Raw genomic sequence first — 16,201 nt, forward strand, 5'->3', positions numbered from 1 at the left:
ACTATTTTATCCCAGTGCTTTTACAACTGCATCACCCATGGCCTCGGTACCGACCAAAATCGTGCCCGCTTCGTGGATGTCGGCCGTGCGCAGCCCCTGCGCCAGCACTTGCTTGACGGCGCCTTCGATGCGATTGGCCTGCTCTTCGCGGTTCAGCGAATAGCGCAGCATCATGGCGGCCGACAGGATCGTCGCCAGCGGATTGGCGATGCCCTTGCCCGCGATATCGGGCGCCGAACCGTGCGAGGGCTCGTACAGGCCCTTGTTGTTGGCGTCCAGCGAGGCGGACGGCAGCATGCCGATCGAGCCCGTCAGCATGGCGGCCGCGTCCGACAAGATATCGCCGAACATGTTACCCGTCACCATGACGTCGAATTTCTTCGGCGCCCGCACCAGCTGCATGGCCGCGTTGTCGACATACATATGATCGAGCGCCACGTCGGGGTATTCCTTGTGCACGTCGATGACGATGTCTTTCCAGAACTGGAAGGTTTCCAGCACGTTCGCCTTGTCCACGCTGGTGAGGCGCTTGTCGCGCTTTTGCGCGGCCTGGAACGCCACGTGGGCGATGCGGCGGATTTCGCCTTCCGCATAACGCATGGTGTCAAAACCTTCGCGCTGGCCCTTGAACGGACCGTCCGGGCACTCGCGCACGCCACGGGGCTGGCCGAAATAAATGTCGCCCGTCAATTCACGGATGATCAAGATATCCAGGCCGGACACCACTTCCGGCTTCAGGGTCGAGGCGCCCGCCAGTTCCGGGTACAAGATGGCCGGACGCAGGTTGGCGAACAGGCCCAGGTTCTTGCGCAGACCCAGGATGGCCTGCTCGGGACGGAACTGGCGTTCCAGGCTGTCGTATTGATAGTCGCCCACGGCGCCGAACAGCACGGCATCGGCCGCCTTGGCCAGCGCCAGGGTGCCTTCCGGCAGCGGGTGGCCATGGGCCGCATAGCCGGCGCCGCCCACGGGCGCTGTTTCCAGCTCGAACGATTCGCCCAGCACATGCAAGACCTTGACGGCTTGCGCGACGATTTCAGGACCGATGCCGTCGCCGGGTAAGATTGCAATTTTCATGGAATAATCTTTAGATAACGTTGGCCAGCCAAGGCTGATTGGTCAAATGCCGCTCTTCGAAGGCGCGGATCTCGTCGGCATGGCGCAGGGTCAGGCCGATATCGTCGAGCCCATTCATCAGGCAATATTTGCGGAAGGCGTCGATCTCGAATGGATACGAGACAGAACCATTGCTGGTGCGCACGCACTGCTGTTCCAGGTCCACCACCAGTTTGTAGCCGGGGAAGGCCTTGACTTCATTGAACAGGTGCTCGACCTGGCTTTCCGACAACACGATGGGCAGCAAGCCGTTCTTGTAGCAGTTGTTGAAGAAGATGTCGGCAAACGAGGGCGCGATGATGGCGCGGAAGCCATATTGATCGAGCGCCCACGGCGCGTGTTCGCGCGAGGAGCCGCAGCCGAAGTTCTTGCGCGTGAGCAAGATCGAGGCGCCCTGGTAGCGCGGCTCGTTGAGCACGAACTCGGGGTTCAGCGGGCGGCGGCTGTTGTCCTGGCCCGGCTCGCCATGGTCGAGGTAGCGCCATTCGTCGAACAGGTTGGGGCCGAAGCCGCTGCGGTGGATCGATTTCAGGAATTGCTTCGGGATAATCGCGTCGGTGTCGACGTTGGCGCGGTCCAGCGGGGCGACCAGGCCTTCGTAAATCGTAAATTTATCCATGCTGTTTCTACTCGGTAAGACGCGCGGCGCGGGGCGCCGCCACGTCACGGTTTATTTTCCGCCGGCGCCAGTGACAACCTGGCCGACTTTCTGCACATCGCGGCCGATGCCGGAGACGGTGTTGCAGCCGGACAAGATGACGGTGGCGATGAGGAGGGCGAAGAGTTTTTTCATGATGATTTTTTAATAGAAATTAAGGGACCGGAAACGCTAGTGTACGCCAGCGGCGCCGGTCCCTGCCGTCATCGCAAAGCCCGCACGTCGACAAAGTGGCCGGCGATACCGGCGGCGGCCGCCATCGCGGGCGACACCAGGTGCGTGCGGCCGCCCTGCCCTTGCCGGCCTTCGAAGTTGCGGTTCGAGGTCGAGGCGCAGCGTTCGCCCGGTTCCAGACGGTCCGCATTCATGGCCAGGCACATGGAGCAGCCCGGCTCGCGCCATTCGAAGCCGGCATCCTTGAAGATGCGGTCCAGTCCTTCGCGCTCGGCCTGGTCTTTCACCAGGCCGGAACCGGGCACCACCAGCGCCAGCGTCACGTTCGAGGCGCGGTACTTGCCGCGCACCACGGCGGCGGCAGCCCGTAAATCCTCGATGCGCGAATTGGTGCAGGAACCGATGAAGACCTTGTCGATGCGGATGTCTTCGATGGCGGTATTCGGTTTCAGGGCCATGTAGACGAGGGCCTTTTCCATCGCATCGCGCTTGACGCTGTCCTTTTCCTGGTCGGGATCGGGCACGCGGCCATCGACGCCGATCACCATTTCGGGCGAGGTGCCCCAGGTCACTTGCGGCACGATATCTTGCGCGTTGAGCGTGACGACCAGGTCGAAGCGGGCGCCCGGGTCCGAATGCAGGGTGCGCCAGTAGGCCACGGCGCGTTCCCAGTGCGGACCGGCCGGCGAAAACGGGCGGCCCTTGACGTAATTGATGGTGGTGTCGTCCACGCCGATGATGCCGGCGCGCGCGCCCGCCTCGATGGCCATGTTGCACACCGTCATGCGGCCTTCCATCGACAGGGCGCGGATGGCCGAGCCGCCGAATTCGATACAGTAACCGGTGCCGCCGGCCGTGCCGATCTTGCCGATGATGGCCAGCACGATGTCCTTGGCCGTCACGCCGGCAGGCAAGGCGCCGTCAACCTGCACCAACATGGATTTCGATTTCTTTTGCAGCAAGGTTTGCGTGGCCAGCACGTGCTCGACCTCGGACGTGCCGATGCCGTGCGCCAGCGCGCCGAACGCGCCATGCGTGGACGTGTGCGAGTCGCCGCAGACCACCGTCATGCCGGGCAGGGTCGCGCCCTGCTCGGGGCCGATCACGTGCACGATGCCCTGGCGCTTGTCGTTCATGTTGAAGTAGGTCAAGCCGTAGTGCTTGGCGTTCTTGTCCAGCGTTTCCACCTGCAGGCGCGACACCGGGTCGGCAATGCCATCGGCGCGGCTGGTGGTGGGCACGTTATGGTCGGCCACGGCCAGGTTGGCGGACACGCGCCACGGCTGGCGGCCCGCCACGCTGAGGCCATCGAAGGCTTGCGGGCTGGTGACTTCGTGCAGCAGGTGCCGGTCGATGTACAGAATTGTCGTGCCATCAGCGTCGGCCCGAACAACGTGGGATTCCCAAAGTTTGTCGTAAAGCGTCTTCATCATGATTTATGCAGCGTTGCCACAGCCTGTAGTAAGTAAACAAGTCATACGGAAATCAACAATGATTATGCCATATATTGTGCAATGCAGAACCAAAAGCAAGCCCGGCGTGGACTGGGCGATACAAAATTTGGTTCCATTTACCTATATGGCTAAAAAATTGCTGAATCTAAAATTCCGCCAAATACCTGGCGAAGCGAATAAAAACCGAAAAAAGCCGAAAAAAAAGCCCGCTGCAGAGGTCTGCAGCGGGCTGGGTGTGAACTTGCCAGTGTTTCTAGGCAGCCATGCGCACACTTCCCCTGCAACCATCCATCAGGAAAGATAGGCCCACGACTAGCACCAGCTCGCCTTCAGCCGAGCGGGCCGTGCCGGTAATGCCTTCCACTGTGATGGCCGTCATCGGCTTGATCACCAGGTCGGCCGTGCCGTCGACGGCTTCCACGGCGAGAATGTACGGCTGTGGCGCGGCGACAACAATGCCGACGCGCTCGCTGCACGACTCGTAGCCCAAAGCGCCGGCCAGCGAGCGCACGGGCAATGGACGGCCCTGGTCTTTCAGCACGGGCGCGCCACCCACTTCCATGAAGGTTTCCGGCAATTCGACGACGCGCTGCACCACGGCCATCGGCAGCGCCAGCGCGGCGCCCGAAGTGGAAACAAGCATGGTCGGCACGATCGACAGTTCGATCGGCAGGCGGATGGCGAATTTGGTGCCCTTGCCCAGCGTCGACTCGATGTGGATGGCGCCGCGGTTTTTCTCCACGGCCGTCTTGACCACGTCCATGCCCACGCCGCGTCCGGAGACGCTGGACGCGACTTCCTTGGTCGAGAAGCCCGGCAGGAACACCAGCTGGAAGCACTCGTCGTTGCTCAATTGCGCGTTTTCGCTGATCAAGCCCTTTTGCTGGGCCTTGCTGCGCAGGAAGACCGGGTCCATGCCCTTGCCATCATCCTGCAGCACGATCATGACACTGTTGGCTTCCTGCCATGCCTTGAGCGAAATATACGACTTGGCGGGTTTGCCGGCGGCCAGGCGCGCTTCCGGCGATTCGACGCCATGGTCGAGCGAATTGCGCAGCATGTGCACGAGCGGATCGTACAGGCTGTCCACCACCACGCGGTCGACTTCCGTCTCCGCGCCCTCGATGGTCAGTTCGACATCCTTGCCCAGGTCTTTCGCCAGTTCGCGCACCAGGCGCGGGAATTTCTGGAACAAACGGCCCACGGGCTGCATGCGCGTGGCCAGAGTCGCCCGCTGCAGTTCCGTCGAGTAGCGCGACGCGCGTTCCAGGGTTTCCGCCAGGGTCGCCATCAGGGTGGCGGCCTGGCCTTCGAATTTGAATTGCAGCAAGCGCTCGAGCAGCACGGCAGCCTGGTTGGCCGCCTGCACGGATTCACCGGCCACTTCCAGCAAGGCGTCGAGCTTGACGGCGTCGACGCGGATGCTGTCTTCCTTCACGGGCGCGGCGTGGCGCACGTCGGGACGCTCTTCGCGGCGGTCCACGCCATCCCAGTTCTTGCCGCCCGGCTTGGCGGCAGCGGCGGGCGCGGCCGATGGCGCAGCGGCGGCGGGCGCGGCAGGCGTGGCCGCCACGGCGGCGGCAGGCGCGACGGCCAGCTGGCTGCCGGCCGGCACGACCGCGTTATACATGCTTTCCCAGTCCAGTCCATCGGCGCCGACCGAAGAGACGGCGGCCGCTGGCGCGGGCTCGGCCACGGCGGCCACCGCCACTTCCGCCACCACGGCAGGCGCGGCGGCAGCGGCAGGCGCGTCCATGCTCTTGCCTTCGATGGCGTTGGTGAGGATGTGCTCAAGCTCTTCAGGCATGGCCGGCAAGGTTTCAGGCGCGGAACCATTGGCCAGCTCCGTCAGCTGGTCGGCCACGAAGCCGGACGCTTGCAGCGCCGCCTCGATGGCGATGGGGGTGACGGGCGCGGCACCCGTGCGCAAGGCATCGAACAGGTTTTCCGTCAGGTGGCAGGCCGCCACCAGCGCGGGCAAGCCCATGAAACCGGCACCGCCCTTGATCGTATGGAAGGAACGAAACACCGCATTGAGTGTCTCCTTGTTGTCAGGATCGCGCTCGAGGCGCAATAAGTGCTCTTCAACATTAACCGCAAGATCCATCGCCTCGACGACGAAATCCTTGAGCATATCGTCCATTAGAATCCCAAATCTGCAAGAAGGTCGTCTACATTATCCTGGTCCAGCGCCACCGACGGCACGGAAGGGCCCTGCATCAGCGGCACCGGCTTGTGCGCCAGTTTTTCGCGCACTTCGGCCGGCGCGTTGTCGCGCAGCAGCTGGGCGAGTTCGTTTTCCACCGTCTTGGTGATGTTGACCACTTTCTTGATCAGCTGTCCCGTGATGTCCTGGAAGTCCTGGGCCATCATGATTTCCAGCAAGCGCGCCTTTTCCGCTTCCGTCGCCTCGGCCACGGCTTGCGCGAACTGGCGCGAATCGCCGGCCAGCGCCTTGAATTCGTCCAGGCTCAGCTTGCCATCGAACAGGGCCGTCCAGCGGCCATCCATGTCCTTGGCTTTCTTCGACAGCACATCCTGCGCGGGCATGCCTTCGTCGAGCGTGTTCAGCACCTTGTTGGCGGCCTGTTCGGTGAGCGTGGCCACGTATTCCAGGCGGTCCTGCGCATCGACGATCTGCGACGACGCTTCCGTCAGCGCCTTGTCGTAGCCGAGTTCGCGCAAGGAATCGTGCAGCAGGCGCACGATGCCGCCCAGGCGCTCGAACATCGGCTTGTCGGACTGGTCGACAGGGTCGGCGCCTTCGGCCGCGGCGGCCACTGGCGCGGCCGGCGCAATGTCGGCCAGCGGCGCGGCGACAGCCTCGGGTTCCGGCGCCGCGGGCGGCGACACGGCGGCACCGGCCGACACGGAGTCGAACAGCGCATCGAAATCGTCATCCGCAATCACGGTGGGAGCGGGCGCGGCGGCAGGCGCGGGCGCCGGAACGGCCGCGCGTTGCGCAGATACTTCATCGAATAATGCATCGAAATCATCAGCGGCGTTGGTCATATCCCTGCTTCTCCATAATTTGTCAAAATTCCGCCTGAACTGTGCGTTTTACAGACTGATACCCGCAATTTCTCGATTAAGATGATTTGAGGCAATACCGCTGCGATGGTGCGAGTGTAGCAGGGCGCCGCCCTGTTGGTAAATCTCAAAACGCGCTTCCCCGCCGCAAAGCGGGTTTACAAGAGCTTTTCCTCAAGGAAATAAGTGTTCCCACTGTTGTATTTTGAAATACTACCATTGGCGTGCAGGCAAGAGCACCTATCTTGCAAGAAATCATACTCCTGTGCCGCACACACATCCACGATAATTACAGGCAAAAACGCAGTCTTTCAGCCAATGTTGTCTATACTGAAGGTGCAATAGTGTTGATAATTATCAAGTCTTTACATGAATACAATGCTGCAGCCACGTCTACAATAAGACTCGTTGTGCGCGCCGGTCCACTGATGAAGGAACTGCCATGTATAAGAAAATTCTGATCGCCACCGACGGTTCCACCGTCTCCAACCTGACCGCTTGCGCCGGTGTCGCCTTCGCCGAACAGATGCACGCCGATATCCTCGCCGTGTACGTCGCCCCCGAGTACCAGTACCCGGTCTACATCGAGATCATTCCTCCCAGCTATCCCAGCGAAGAGGAATACCGCATCGCCATGCGCAAGACGGGCGCCGAGCACTGGCAGCCCATCCTCGACGCGGCCGCCAAGCGGGGCCTGCAGGCGACGGGCCTGACGGCGTTTTCCGACAGCCCCGCCCTGAAGATTGTGGAAGTGGCGCAACTGCAGCAGTGCGACCTGATCTTCATGGGCTCGCACGGCCGCAGCGGCTGGGGCCAGCTGCTGCTGGGCAGCGTGACCAACAAGGTGTTGTCGCACTCGAAGCTGCCAGTGCTGGTGCACAGGCTGATCAAGGAACCACCGCCGCAATAGCGGGTCACATGGCAAGCGGATGGCGGCCTGTCCATGCCGCTCTGCCGTGTCGAGAAAACGGCAAGCCTGCCGCCATTTTCAGTTAATATGACAACCTTTCTCGTTTCTTAACATTTGGCTGCCAAGTAAGGGCCGGAACCGATAGCTCGCCTATGATACGCATTGTGATTGCCGACGACCACACCATCATGCGCGAAGGTCTCAAGCGCATTCTCGACGGCGCGCCGGACATCGACATCGTGGGCGAAGCCATCGACGGCTTCGAAGTGCTCAACCATGTGCGCCAGGGCGGCTTCGACCTGCTGCTGCTGGACCTGTCGATGCCGGGACGCAGCGGCGTCGACCTGATCCGGCAAATCCGCAGCGAAGCGCCCAAGCTGGCCATCCTGATCCTCACCATGCACGAGGAAGAGCAGTATGCGGTGCGCGCCATCCGCGCCGGCGCGCAAGGCTATCTGACCAAGGAAAGCGCGGGCACGCAGCTGGTGGGCGCCATCCACAAGGTAGCCTCGGGGCGCCCCTACATCAGCGCGGAAGTGGCCGAGCAGCTGGTGCTCAACATCATGATGCCGAATGAAAGCCTGCTGCACAAGCAGTTGTCGGACCGCGAATTCGAAGTATTTTCGCTGCTGGTGGCCGGCAAGTCGATCACGGAAATCGCCAACAACCTGCACCTGAGCGTCAAGACGGTGAGCACGCACAAGACGCGCATCATGCAAAAGATGGGCATGAGTTCGCTGTCGGAAATGGTGCAGTACGCTGTCGCCCACCGGCTGCTGTCGCCGTTCAAGACCTGAACCGGGCAGCAGCACCTGTAGGAACAATCCTACTTCCCCTACCTCAGCTCCTACCACCATATTCAGCCACTGCTGATATTAATTGCCTACGGTTGTTGGCATACTGAAACCAGTATTCAAGTTGCTGGGAAGTTACTTCATCACACAGCAAGTCTTCAGCGAATTGAGCAATACCTGCCTGGACGAGCACCGCCGCCCCCTGACAGCGTGCGCGCCGCCCTTGCACATCCCGTCATTCAACTCTGAACTACCTGTTACCAGGAGATGAACATGCTGTCCACGCAAACGTCTGAAAACCGCCCTGCCTCCACCCCGCTGGTCCCATCGCCCTCGATGGAAGCGGGGCGCCAGCGCCAGGGGCGGCTGTGGTCGAACCTGAAGGAAGTATGCGACCTGCTGCATATCTCCAGCGCCTGCGCCATCGCCGCCGACGAGCTGCTGTTCCAGCACGTGCAGTTCAAGACGGGGCAGCGCGTGCATACCATCGGCCAGCCCTTCGATACCCTGTATATCGTCAACTCGGGCTTCCTGAAAACCGTGCTGATCGATGAATTCGGCAATGAGCAGGTACTGAGCTTTCCCATGAAGGGCGACATGCTGGGCGTCGATGGCATCCACTCGCGCCATTACTCGTCGGAAGCGGTGGCGCTGTCCGATTGCGACCTGATCCTGCTGCCGTTCAAGAAGCTGACGGCGCTGGGCCGTGTCCACCTGGAGCTGGAAAATGTCATGTATGGCGTGATGAGCCGCGAACTGGTGCGCGAACAGGCCATGATCGGCATGCTGGGCGCCCTCAGCGCCGAGGCGCGCGTGGCCCGCTTCCTCGTCTCGCTGGCCGACCGCTTCGCGCAGATGGGCTATTCCAGCAAGCTGTTCAACCTGCGCATGACGCGCCATGAAATCGGCAGCTACCTGGGCCTGACCCTGGAAACGGTCAGCCGCACCCTGTCCGCCTTCAATGAAATCGGCCTGATCACGGTTGACCAGCGCACCATCGGCATCAAGGACCCGGATGCGCTGAAAACCCTGCGCCGCCTGCCGCCGTCGCGTTCGCGCGCCAAGCAGCTGGCCGCCGCCAAGCTCAAGGCCGATACGGAAGCGGCGAGCACGGCCGCCATCGCTTCGGCGCCATTGCTGGCCACTATCTAGCGCCCTTCCACCGCATTCAAGCTTGGCACAGGCTTGACCCGGCCGGGGCGCGCACCGCCCCGCCGGGTCTTTTTTGCGTCTCCCGTCGCCCCGGCCGCCCAGGCAAGTCCCCCCTCCGGCAGGCGCGGCGCCCGCGCACAGGCATTTCCTCACTGCAATCTTCCAGCGCGCCCTGCCGCTGCAAAAAAGCGCGCCCCGCACACAAATAAGCCTTGCTTTTCGGGCCACATTCAACAATAATGCAAATACGAATCATTCTCAACTGAGACAAAGAAAGCCAACATGCAAAGCTCAAAACCAGCCTTGATCCAGGATGCCGCCAGCGCACACGTCCGCCCTCCCGTCAGCATGGCGCAACCGGCGCGCCGCATCACCAGCGAAGCGCTGCTGCAGCAGGGCCGCGAAGTGGAGATTGAACACAGCGGCAAGATCTATCGCCTGCGCGTCACCCAATTGAACAAGCTGATCCTGACTGCCTGACACCGCACGGCAGCCAGTCACCACACCCGCCAGCCAGTCGCGCGTCCTGCGCGCGCCAGCCAGCCAAACCACCGCACAGGAGCGTTTGATGGCGACCGATCGTACTGACCCGATGTATTCCTGTTCAAACGGGCAACAGCCTGAGTTGATGCTGTCGGCCGTGCTGCACCTGATGTCCCATTACCATGCGCGCAGCGCCGACAACGATCCCTGTCCGAAGCTGGCCGGCGTCATCGAGCGCCACCTGCAAGTGCTGGCCGGCCTGCCCGACCTGGGTCCCGTGCTGCAGGCAACCTGCCAGCAACTGTCGCAGCAATGGGCGACGCTGGTCACGCTGCATCTGCCTGCGCCGCCGAAAAGCACACTCATCGAACGCCTGGGACGGCTGCTTGGCACCAGGCGCGCGGCCGCTCCCCTGCCGCATTGACCGTTCCGACCATTTTCCCTACGCCTAACAGGATACCGCCATGTGTGACAAAGACCAGTCCCTGCCCGTGATCAGCAATTGCGCCCACGCCGACACTGAAACGGCCGCGCTCGCTTCGCGCCGCCGCCGGCTGTGGGAGCTCTCGCATACCTGCCACTGTCCGCTGGTCGGCGTGGGCTTGCCATTGGGATACCTGCGCAAGCTGGTCGGCAAGATGACGGGCGGGCGCGTGCTGGCCGACGACTACGAAGTGCATGTAGGCGCCGTGACGGAATGCGGCGCGCGCAACCGCCTGTCCGAAGCGCTGCAAAAGGAACTCGAGCGCCGCTATGCGCCCGTGATCCTGCGCTTTCGCGGCGCCAAGACGACGCAGCAGGTGGCGCAGCTATGGCGCGCCGCTGTGGGCAATGGCGACGTGGCCGGCGCCTTCTGGGCCGGCCTGACGCACCCGCGCTGCGACGCCGAACTGGAAGAGCAGATGTGCCGCGACCTGCACATGATCCAGCACCAGGCCGGCGCCTGCGTGCGCGCCGACATGGGCAAATTTACGGCATTGCAGGAAGAAAACGCGCGCCTGGCACACGAACTGGCCAAGCTGCAACAGCGCAGCCAAACCATGCTGACGGAAAAGACGGGCGAGCTGGAGCGCCAGGAAGCCCTGCTGCTGCGCACGCGTGCCGAATCGATCGGCAAAGATAGCCTCATCGACGGCTTGCGCCTTGATCTGGCGCAATTGCAGGCCGCGATACCCGCGCTGGAATCACGCACGCGCCTGGTCGAACGCCTGGCGCAGATGGATGAACGCGAGAAGGAATTGCGCCAGCAAATCGCGGACTTGAAACAGGCCCAGCCGCGTCCGCACGCCGCCGTGCCGCCACCTGCGCCCAAGCTGGAACTGCCGACGGGCGGCAAGCTGAAAATGCCGATCCGCCTGGTCGATCAAAGCGTCTTGTGCGTGGGCGGACGCAGCGGCAATGTCGCCACCTACCGCGCCCTGATCGAGCGCGTGGGCGCGCAGTTCGCCCACCACGACGGCGGCCTGGAAGACAATGCCAACCTGCTCGATTCGAGCCTGGCGGCGGCCGACCTGGTGATATGCCAGACGGGCTGCATCAGCCACAGCGCCTACTGGCGCGTGAAGGATTACTGCAAGCGCACGGGCAAGCGCTGCGTCTTCATCGACAACCCCAGCATCTCCAGCCTGGCGCGCGGCCTGCAGGAAGTGAGCGGCGAGATGGCAGCGGCGCCGCTGGCTGCGCTCCAGCCGTAAGCGGGCTTGCCGAATAAAAAAGGACTGGCCCGGCCAGTCCTTTTTTATGCGCAGCCGGTCAATACACGTCGCGCCGGTAGCGCCCCTCGGCCGCCAGCGCATCGAGCGCGGGGCGGCCCAGCATTTCCTGCAGGGCCTGGTCGACGCCGCCCGCCATGCCGGCCAGGCTACCGCAAATGTAGATGGCGGCGCCCTGCTCCAGCCACAGCCTGACTTCGTCGGCATTGCCGCGCAGGCGGTCCTGCACATAGGTGCGCTCGGCCTGGTCGCGCGAAAACGCCAGGTCCAGGCGCGGCAGCTCGCCGCTGGTATGCCAGCGTTCAATTTCTTCGCGATAATGAAAATCGTGGGCGGCGTTGCGCTCGCCAAAGATCAGCCAGTTGCGCCGCTGCCCCGCCAGCACGCGGCTTTTCAAATGCCCGCGCAAGCCGGCGATGCCGCTGCCGTTGCCGATCAAAATCAATGGCCGCTGGGCATTGTCTTCCAGCCGGAAGCGCTTATGCTGGCGCAAGCGCAGCTGCACCACGTCGCCGACCTTGGCCTGCGCCGTGAGCCAGCCCGAGGCCAGGCCCAGGCTGCCGTCGGGATGCGCATGCTGGCGCACCAGCAAGTGCACGCCGCCATCGCGCGGAATCGAGGCGATCGAATATTCGCGCGGCTGCGAGGGGTCGGCGGGCGCGGTCACCTGCACCAGGTCGCCCGACTGCCAGTCGGGCAAAGCGCCCGCCACGGGCACCAGTTCCACATGATAGATGGCGCCGCCCGCGCTGCCCGGGTTAAGCAGCTGCCTGCGCGTCAGGCGCCAGTCGCCGAAGGCCGGGGCGCTCCAGTCGGGCGCGTCGCTGGTGCCGGCCAGGTGGCTCAGGTGCTGGAACCATTGCTCGATGGCGGCACCGGCGCTGCGGTCGACCTCGATGCGTTCGAACAGCCGCGAGGCGCCCTGCGCGGCCAGCCAGGCGTCGAGCGCGCGGCCGAAGCCGCAGAACTGGCCATAGCTGCGGTCGCCCAGGGCCAGCACGCCATAATGCAGTTGCGGCAGCGCCAGCCCGCCCGTCATCAGGCGGCCCATGAAGGCGGCCGCATTATCGGGCGCATCGCCCTCGCCATAGGTGCTCACCAAGAACAAGGCCCGTTCCGCTTGTTGCAGATCAAGGGCCGTGAGTTCGGCCAGCGCGCACAGGCGCACGGGAATGCCGGCCAGCTGCAGGCTCTGCGCCGTTTGCGTGGCCAGTTCCTCGGCATTGCCCGTCTGGCTCGCATACGCCACCAGCCAGGCGGGACTGTTGGCCAGCGCCGCCTTGGCGGCAGCGGCGCCGCGCCGCCGGGCGCGCGCGCGCAGCCACGGCGCCAGGCAGACGCCCGCATAACTGAGGGACAGGGCGGCCAGCAAGGCCAGCCGCGTCGTATCGTGCGTAAAGATCATGGGATTAATCGTTCATTCGTCGAGCATGGCCAGCATCTGGCTGCTCAGGTGTTCGCGGTAGCCTTGCCCGTCGCGCTGCAGGAAACGCGCGGCCAGGCCCTGCTCTTCGGCCAGCGCCAAGCCGGCCTCGACACCGAGCACCGTCAGGGCCGTCGACCAGGCATCGGCCGCCATGCATTCGGCATGCACGACGGTGACGGAAGCGAGTTGATTGGCGATCGGCATGCCGCTGCGCGGGTCGATCGTATGCGAAAAGCGCGCCGTGCCGTCTTCGAAGAAACGCCGGTAGTCGCCCGACGTGGCCACGGACAGGCCGTGCAGCGCCAGCAGCATGTCCGCCGGATGCAGTGCATTGTCGGCACTATCGACCTGTTCCAGCATGACCCACCACGGCTGGCCGTCGGGCTTGCTGCCGGCGCCGCGCAGCTCGCCGCCCACTTCGACCAGGTAGTGGCCGATGCCCTGGCTGTCCAGGTAGCGGGCCAGGCGGTCCACGCCATAGCCCTTGGCGATGGCCGATAAATCGAGCTGCAAGCCGCCCGGTTGGCGCGCGCGGCGGGCTGGCAAATCCAGCTCCAGGCGGCGGCGCTGGCGCTGCGCCAGCAGCAGGGCGACGGTATCGTGCCTGGGGGGAAGAAAACCGGGCTCATCGTAGCGATGGCGGGGGCCGAAGCCCCACAGGTTGACGAGGGCGCCCGCGCACGGGTCGTACGCGCCGCCCGACGCCTGCGACACGTGCATGGCAAAGCCCAGCACCTCGCAAAAGGCGGCGGGCAGGCTGTGCCAGCTGCCGGGCTCGGCCCGGTTGAAGCGGCCCAGGTCGGACTCGTCGCTCCAGTGGCTCATTTGCGCCACGACCAGGTCCAGCTGCTGCTGCAAGCCTTGCTGCAGGTCGGCGCTGGCGGCGCGTCCCGGCGTGGCGGGCTCGATCAGGCGCACCGACCAGCTGGTGCCCATGGTCAAGCCGCGCAAGTCCCGGATGGCGGCGCCGGGCGGCGCGACCTGATCGGAAATATGCTGCGGCAGCAAGACCCGGCGCATCGGCGAGCTCGTGACGATGCCGCCGCTTACTGCGGCAGCACTTCCACGGTGGCCGCATACGTCATGCGGCGCTCGGGCATGGCCAGCGGCTGGCCGGCCACGGCCGGCGCGGCCGCCGGCCAGGTGCTGCTCAGGTAATACATGCCGGCGGCCGGCACGGTGAACGTGATCTCGCCCTTGGCATCGGTGCTCTGGCGGATTTCACCGAGCACGCCACGGTAGCGCACGCCGCCCGGCACCAGGCTGAACGCCTGGTTCGCGGCCGGCTTGCCGTCGACCAGGAAACGCCACGTGGCTTTCTCGCCCGCGCGCAAGTCGTTCGGATGGGTGACAGGCACGAATTCCAGGCCCACGCCCGTCGGCTTGAACACTTCCGTGCTGGTCTCGCCATTGCTGAAGAAGGTTTCCAGGCGCGCCGCCGTGCGCGTGATTTTCAAGTCCTTCGCGTCGGCCGGCACGTCCTTCTTGAAGCTTTCCTCGTTGCCGCGGAAGCGCTTCTGCTCGCCATTCACGGTGTAGCTGCCCATCACGTTTTGCGACACGATGGCGGCCTTGTAGGTGCCCGGCTTTTCCATCTTCACATCAAACACGCTGCGCAAACGGCCCGTGAGGGTATTTGCCGGCGTCACTTTCGCGCCATCGGGACCGATGACTTGCAGCGCGTCCAGGCGCAGCGGCTGGTGATCGATCTCGAACAGGCCGTCGGACACGGCCGCGTCCACCGTCACCCAGGCGTCCTTGCTTTCCACCATCGTGCTCGATGGCACCATCCAGCCGCGGTGGGCGTGGGCATTCATGGCCAGGCCGGCCAGGGCCAGGGCGATCAAGGGCTTATTCAATTGGTTGAACATGGTGGGGCGCCTTTATGGTTTGAGTTGGACGACGACATTGCCGAGTTCTTCCTTGCCCTTGGCAGGCACGGACTGGGCCGACTTCGGCGGCCACTGGAAGGGCACGCGCACCAGTTCGCGGCCGCCCGCTTCGCGCGCCGCTTCCACCACCAGCTGGTATTCGCCGGCCGGCAATTTGTCGAGCACGGCTTTCGAGCCGGGGAAGGTCAGATTGTGCTCGCCCGGCGCGCGCGTGGCGCCGCTGACGCCATCGACGGGCATGGCCAGGTCGCGGCCGCTCTTGCGCCACCATTGGCGCATGTCCTTCAGCCATTTTTCGCCCGCCTTGTCCTTCTTTTTCACGTCGTACAGCACGGCCAGGTTGCCAACGACCTTCTGGTCCGCCGTTTCCAGCCATGCCGCCACGTAGGGACGGTGGTATTCCGCCACGTTCAGTTGCGGAATCTCAATCTTGAGGGCCAGGTCGGCCGCCATCGCCGAAGTGCCGATCAGGGGAAGGCCAAGCGCCAGGGAGTAGCGTAATTTCATGGTGTGCCTGTAAAAAGGAAAAATAAAAACGATCAGTGTATGAACAGCAAGGCGATCGCGCAGGGTATCAGGATACCGAGGCCAACCATCGGCCAGGTAAATGGCCGGTTGGCCGCGTGGAACTTCAAAATCAGCAAACCCGTCAGGCAAAACACGATGCAGGCGCCGGCAAAGATGTCGATGAACCAGTTCCAGGCCACGCCCGTGTTGCGGCCCTTGTGCACGTCGTTGAGCCAGGACACCCAGCCCCGGTCCGTCAATTCATATTCAGCGGCCCCGTCTGCCAAGCCAATGCGCACCCAGGCGTCGCCGCCCGCCTTGGGCAGGGGCAAATACACTTCGTCGACGCTCCACTCGGCGGGACGGCCGCCCGCGTTGAGCGACCATTGCTGTTTCAGCCAGCGCTCGGCGGCGGCCGGCATGGGCGCGTTGGCGCCGTCGTGCCCGGCGGCATACGCGGCCAGTTCCGCGACGAGAGGAGCGGGCAACTGTGCCTGCTGCCGCGTCACCGACGGTTTCGACTCGATCTGGCTGGCGTGGTTCAGGGTGATGCCGGTGATGGCGAACAAAAACATGCCCAGCAGGCAAAGCGCCGAGCTGATCCAATGCCATTGATGCAGATTCTTCAACCAGACGGCGCGGCTGGCGTTGTTCCTGGCCTTGTCGGCGGCGCCCGCACTACGCATGGCCCGCTCCCGGCAAGGGGCGAGCCAGGTGGCGCGACCAGTCAGATTGCTTCATTCCCATCCTTCAATTAGTAACTACATGCCTATCAATGCAAACAAATGATAATGATTATCATTTATTAAGTCAATACAGGAAACCCCTGGCAAGGCCAGCGTTTTGTAACAGCCTTGAAACAAAGCGTGGCCGGCATCTTGCCGCGCCGCCCT

At 63.7% G+C, this 16,201-nt stretch carries 17 protein-coding genes; 6 read left to right on the forward strand and 11 right to left on the reverse strand.

Going from position 1 to position 16,201, the window contains the following annotated elements; translation table 11 throughout:
- Positions 1–6 precede the first annotated feature (6 nt).
- The 6 genes from leuB to AC3RCJ_RS22485 form a co-directional block, all read right to left on the reverse strand.
- Entirely contained in the window at positions 7–1,077 is a 1,071-nt protein-coding gene (gene leuB, locus AC3RCJ_RS22460) for a 3-isopropylmalate dehydrogenase (protein ID WP_492964269.1), read from the reverse strand.
- Positions 1,078–1,087: 10 nt separating this feature from the next.
- The gene (leuD, locus tag AC3RCJ_RS22465; protein ID WP_492964270.1) at positions 1,088–1,735 is read right to left on the reverse strand and encodes a 3-isopropylmalate dehydratase small subunit; all 648 of its coding nucleotides are present in this window, start codon (positions 1,733–1,735) and stop codon (positions 1,088–1,090) included.
- Between the two features lie 51 nt (positions 1,736–1,786).
- On the reverse strand, positions 1,787–1,909 hold the full coding sequence (locus tag AC3RCJ_RS22470) for an entericidin A/B family lipoprotein (protein ID WP_010400408.1): 123 nt from the start codon (positions 1,907–1,909) through the stop codon (positions 1,787–1,789).
- Between the two features lie 68 nt (positions 1,910–1,977).
- Complete coding sequence (gene leuC / locus AC3RCJ_RS22475; RefSeq protein ID WP_492964271.1) at positions 1,978–3,381, reverse strand: 3-isopropylmalate dehydratase large subunit; 1,404 nt, start codon at positions 3,379–3,381, stop codon at positions 1,978–1,980.
- Positions 3,382–3,655: 274 nt separating this feature from the next.
- Positions 3,656–5,545, reverse strand: coding sequence for a chemotaxis protein CheA (locus tag AC3RCJ_RS22480; RefSeq protein WP_492965193.1), 1,890 nt, complete (start codon positions 5,543–5,545; stop codon positions 3,656–3,658).
- On the reverse strand, positions 5,545–6,414 hold the full coding sequence (locus tag AC3RCJ_RS22485; protein WP_492960963.1) for a protein phosphatase CheZ: 870 nt from the start codon (positions 6,412–6,414) through the stop codon (positions 5,545–5,547). Before AC3RCJ_RS22485 ends, AC3RCJ_RS22480 begins: the two co-directional genes overlap by 1 nt.
- 460 nt (positions 6,415–6,874) lie before the next feature.
- Here AC3RCJ_RS22485 and AC3RCJ_RS22490 point away from each other — a divergent pair, with 460 nt between their 5' ends.
- The 6 genes from AC3RCJ_RS22490 (at position 6,875) to AC3RCJ_RS22515 (ending at position 11,465) form a co-directional block, all read left to right on the forward strand.
- A complete protein-coding gene (locus tag AC3RCJ_RS22490; RefSeq protein WP_492960965.1) occupies positions 6,875–7,342 on the forward strand; it encodes a universal stress protein in 468 nt (155 codons plus the stop codon).
- A gap of 152 nt (positions 7,343–7,494) precedes the next feature.
- A complete protein-coding gene (locus tag AC3RCJ_RS22495) occupies positions 7,495–8,139 on the forward strand; it encodes a response regulator (protein ID WP_034750556.1) in 645 nt (214 codons plus the stop codon).
- A 333-nt stretch (positions 8,140–8,472) separates the two neighbouring features.
- Positions 8,473–9,288 (forward strand): Crp/Fnr family transcriptional regulator, encoded by an 816-nt coding sequence (locus tag AC3RCJ_RS22500; protein WP_492961155.1) that lies wholly within the window; start codon positions 8,473–8,475, stop codon positions 9,286–9,288.
- Positions 9,289–9,570: 282 nt separating this feature from the next.
- A complete protein-coding gene (gene hemP, locus AC3RCJ_RS22505; protein ID WP_102298110.1) occupies positions 9,571–9,768 on the forward strand; it encodes a hemin uptake protein HemP in 198 nt (65 codons plus the stop codon).
- An 88-nt stretch (positions 9,769–9,856) separates the two neighbouring features.
- Positions 9,857–10,195: a hypothetical protein gene (locus AC3RCJ_RS22510; RefSeq protein ID WP_492960968.1), complete on the forward strand. Its 339-nt coding sequence runs from the start codon at positions 9,857–9,859 to the stop codon at positions 10,193–10,195.
- Positions 10,196–10,235: 40 nt separating this feature from the next.
- Entirely contained in the window at positions 10,236–11,465 is a 1,230-nt protein-coding gene (locus AC3RCJ_RS22515; protein ID WP_492960970.1) for a DUF2325 domain-containing protein, read from the forward strand.
- Between the two features lie 58 nt (positions 11,466–11,523).
- Here the strand turns inward: AC3RCJ_RS22515 and AC3RCJ_RS22520 are convergent, their stop codons facing one another.
- Genes AC3RCJ_RS22520 through AC3RCJ_RS22540 form a run of 5 tightly spaced genes read right to left on the reverse strand, consistent with a single transcriptional unit; the run spans position 11,524 to position 15,994 of the window.
- Positions 11,524–12,888 (reverse strand): sulfite reductase subunit alpha, encoded by a 1,365-nt coding sequence (locus AC3RCJ_RS22520; RefSeq protein WP_492960972.1) that lies wholly within the window; start codon positions 12,886–12,888, stop codon positions 11,524–11,526.
- Between the two features lie 12 nt (positions 12,889–12,900).
- Positions 12,901–13,929: an FAD:protein FMN transferase gene (locus AC3RCJ_RS22525; RefSeq protein WP_492960974.1), complete on the reverse strand. Its 1,029-nt coding sequence runs from the start codon at positions 13,927–13,929 to the stop codon at positions 12,901–12,903.
- A gap of 26 nt (positions 13,930–13,955) precedes the next feature.
- The gene (locus AC3RCJ_RS22530; protein ID WP_492960976.1) at positions 13,956–14,780 is read right to left on the reverse strand and encodes a DUF4198 domain-containing protein; all 825 of its coding nucleotides are present in this window, start codon (positions 14,778–14,780) and stop codon (positions 13,956–13,958) included.
- A gap of 12 nt (positions 14,781–14,792) precedes the next feature.
- The gene (locus AC3RCJ_RS22535; RefSeq protein WP_076572480.1) at positions 14,793–15,308 is read right to left on the reverse strand and encodes a DUF2271 domain-containing protein; all 516 of its coding nucleotides are present in this window, start codon (positions 15,306–15,308) and stop codon (positions 14,793–14,795) included.
- 32 nt (positions 15,309–15,340) lie between these two features.
- Positions 15,341–15,994, reverse strand: a complete 654-nt coding sequence (locus tag AC3RCJ_RS22540) for a PepSY-associated TM helix domain-containing protein (protein WP_492960978.1) — start codon at positions 15,992–15,994, stop codon at positions 15,341–15,343.
- Between the last annotated feature and the right edge of the window lie 207 nt (positions 15,995–16,201).

Source organism: Janthinobacterium sp. GW822-FHT07H11 (assembly GCF_058798615.1).

Coding starts and splice junctions, on each gene's coding strand:
- AC3RCJ_RS22485 (WP_492960963.1), bottom strand. CDS start 6,414: ATGACCAACGCCGCTGATGATTTCGATGCATTATTCGATGAAGTATCT.
- AC3RCJ_RS22535 (WP_076572480.1), bottom strand. CDS start 15,308: ATGAAATTACGCTACTCCCTGGCGCTTGGCCTTCCCCTGATCGGCACT.
- AC3RCJ_RS22530 (WP_492960976.1), bottom strand. CDS start 14,780: ATGTTCAACCAATTGAATAAGCCCTTGATCGCCCTGGCCCTGGCCGGC.
- AC3RCJ_RS22495 (WP_034750556.1), top strand. CDS start 7,495: ATGATACGCATTGTGATTGCCGACGACCACACCATCATGCGCGAAGGT.
- AC3RCJ_RS22525 (WP_492960974.1), bottom strand. CDS start 13,929: ATGCGCCGGGTCTTGCTGCCGCAGCATATTTCCGATCAGGTCGCGCCG.
- AC3RCJ_RS22520 (WP_492960972.1), bottom strand. CDS start 12,888: ATGATCTTTACGCACGATACGACGCGGCTGGCCTTGCTGGCCGCCCTG.
- AC3RCJ_RS22490 (WP_492960965.1), top strand. CDS start 6,875: ATGTATAAGAAAATTCTGATCGCCACCGACGGTTCCACCGTCTCCAAC.
- AC3RCJ_RS22515 (WP_492960970.1), top strand. CDS start 10,236: ATGTGTGACAAAGACCAGTCCCTGCCCGTGATCAGCAATTGCGCCCAC.
- leuC (WP_492964271.1), bottom strand. CDS start 3,381: ATGATGAAGACGCTTTACGACAAACTTTGGGAATCCCACGTTGTTCGG.
- leuD (WP_492964270.1), bottom strand. CDS start 1,735: ATGGATAAATTTACGATTTACGAAGGCCTGGTCGCCCCGCTGGACCGC.
- AC3RCJ_RS22480 (WP_492965193.1), bottom strand. CDS start 5,545: ATGGACGATATGCTCAAGGATTTCGTCGTCGAGGCGATGGATCTTGCG.
- AC3RCJ_RS22470 (WP_010400408.1), bottom strand. CDS start 1,909: ATGAAAAAACTCTTCGCCCTCCTCATCGCCACCGTCATCTTGTCCGGC.
- hemP (WP_102298110.1), top strand. CDS start 9,571: ATGCAAAGCTCAAAACCAGCCTTGATCCAGGATGCCGCCAGCGCACAC.
- AC3RCJ_RS22540 (WP_492960978.1), bottom strand. CDS start 15,994: ATGCGTAGTGCGGGCGCCGCCGACAAGGCCAGGAACAACGCCAGCCGC.
- AC3RCJ_RS22510 (WP_492960968.1), top strand. CDS start 9,857: ATGGCGACCGATCGTACTGACCCGATGTATTCCTGTTCAAACGGGCAA.
- leuB (WP_492964269.1), bottom strand. CDS start 1,077: ATGAAAATTGCAATCTTACCCGGCGACGGCATCGGTCCTGAAATCGTC.
- AC3RCJ_RS22500 (WP_492961155.1), top strand. CDS start 8,473: ATGGAAGCGGGGCGCCAGCGCCAGGGGCGGCTGTGGTCGAACCTGAAG.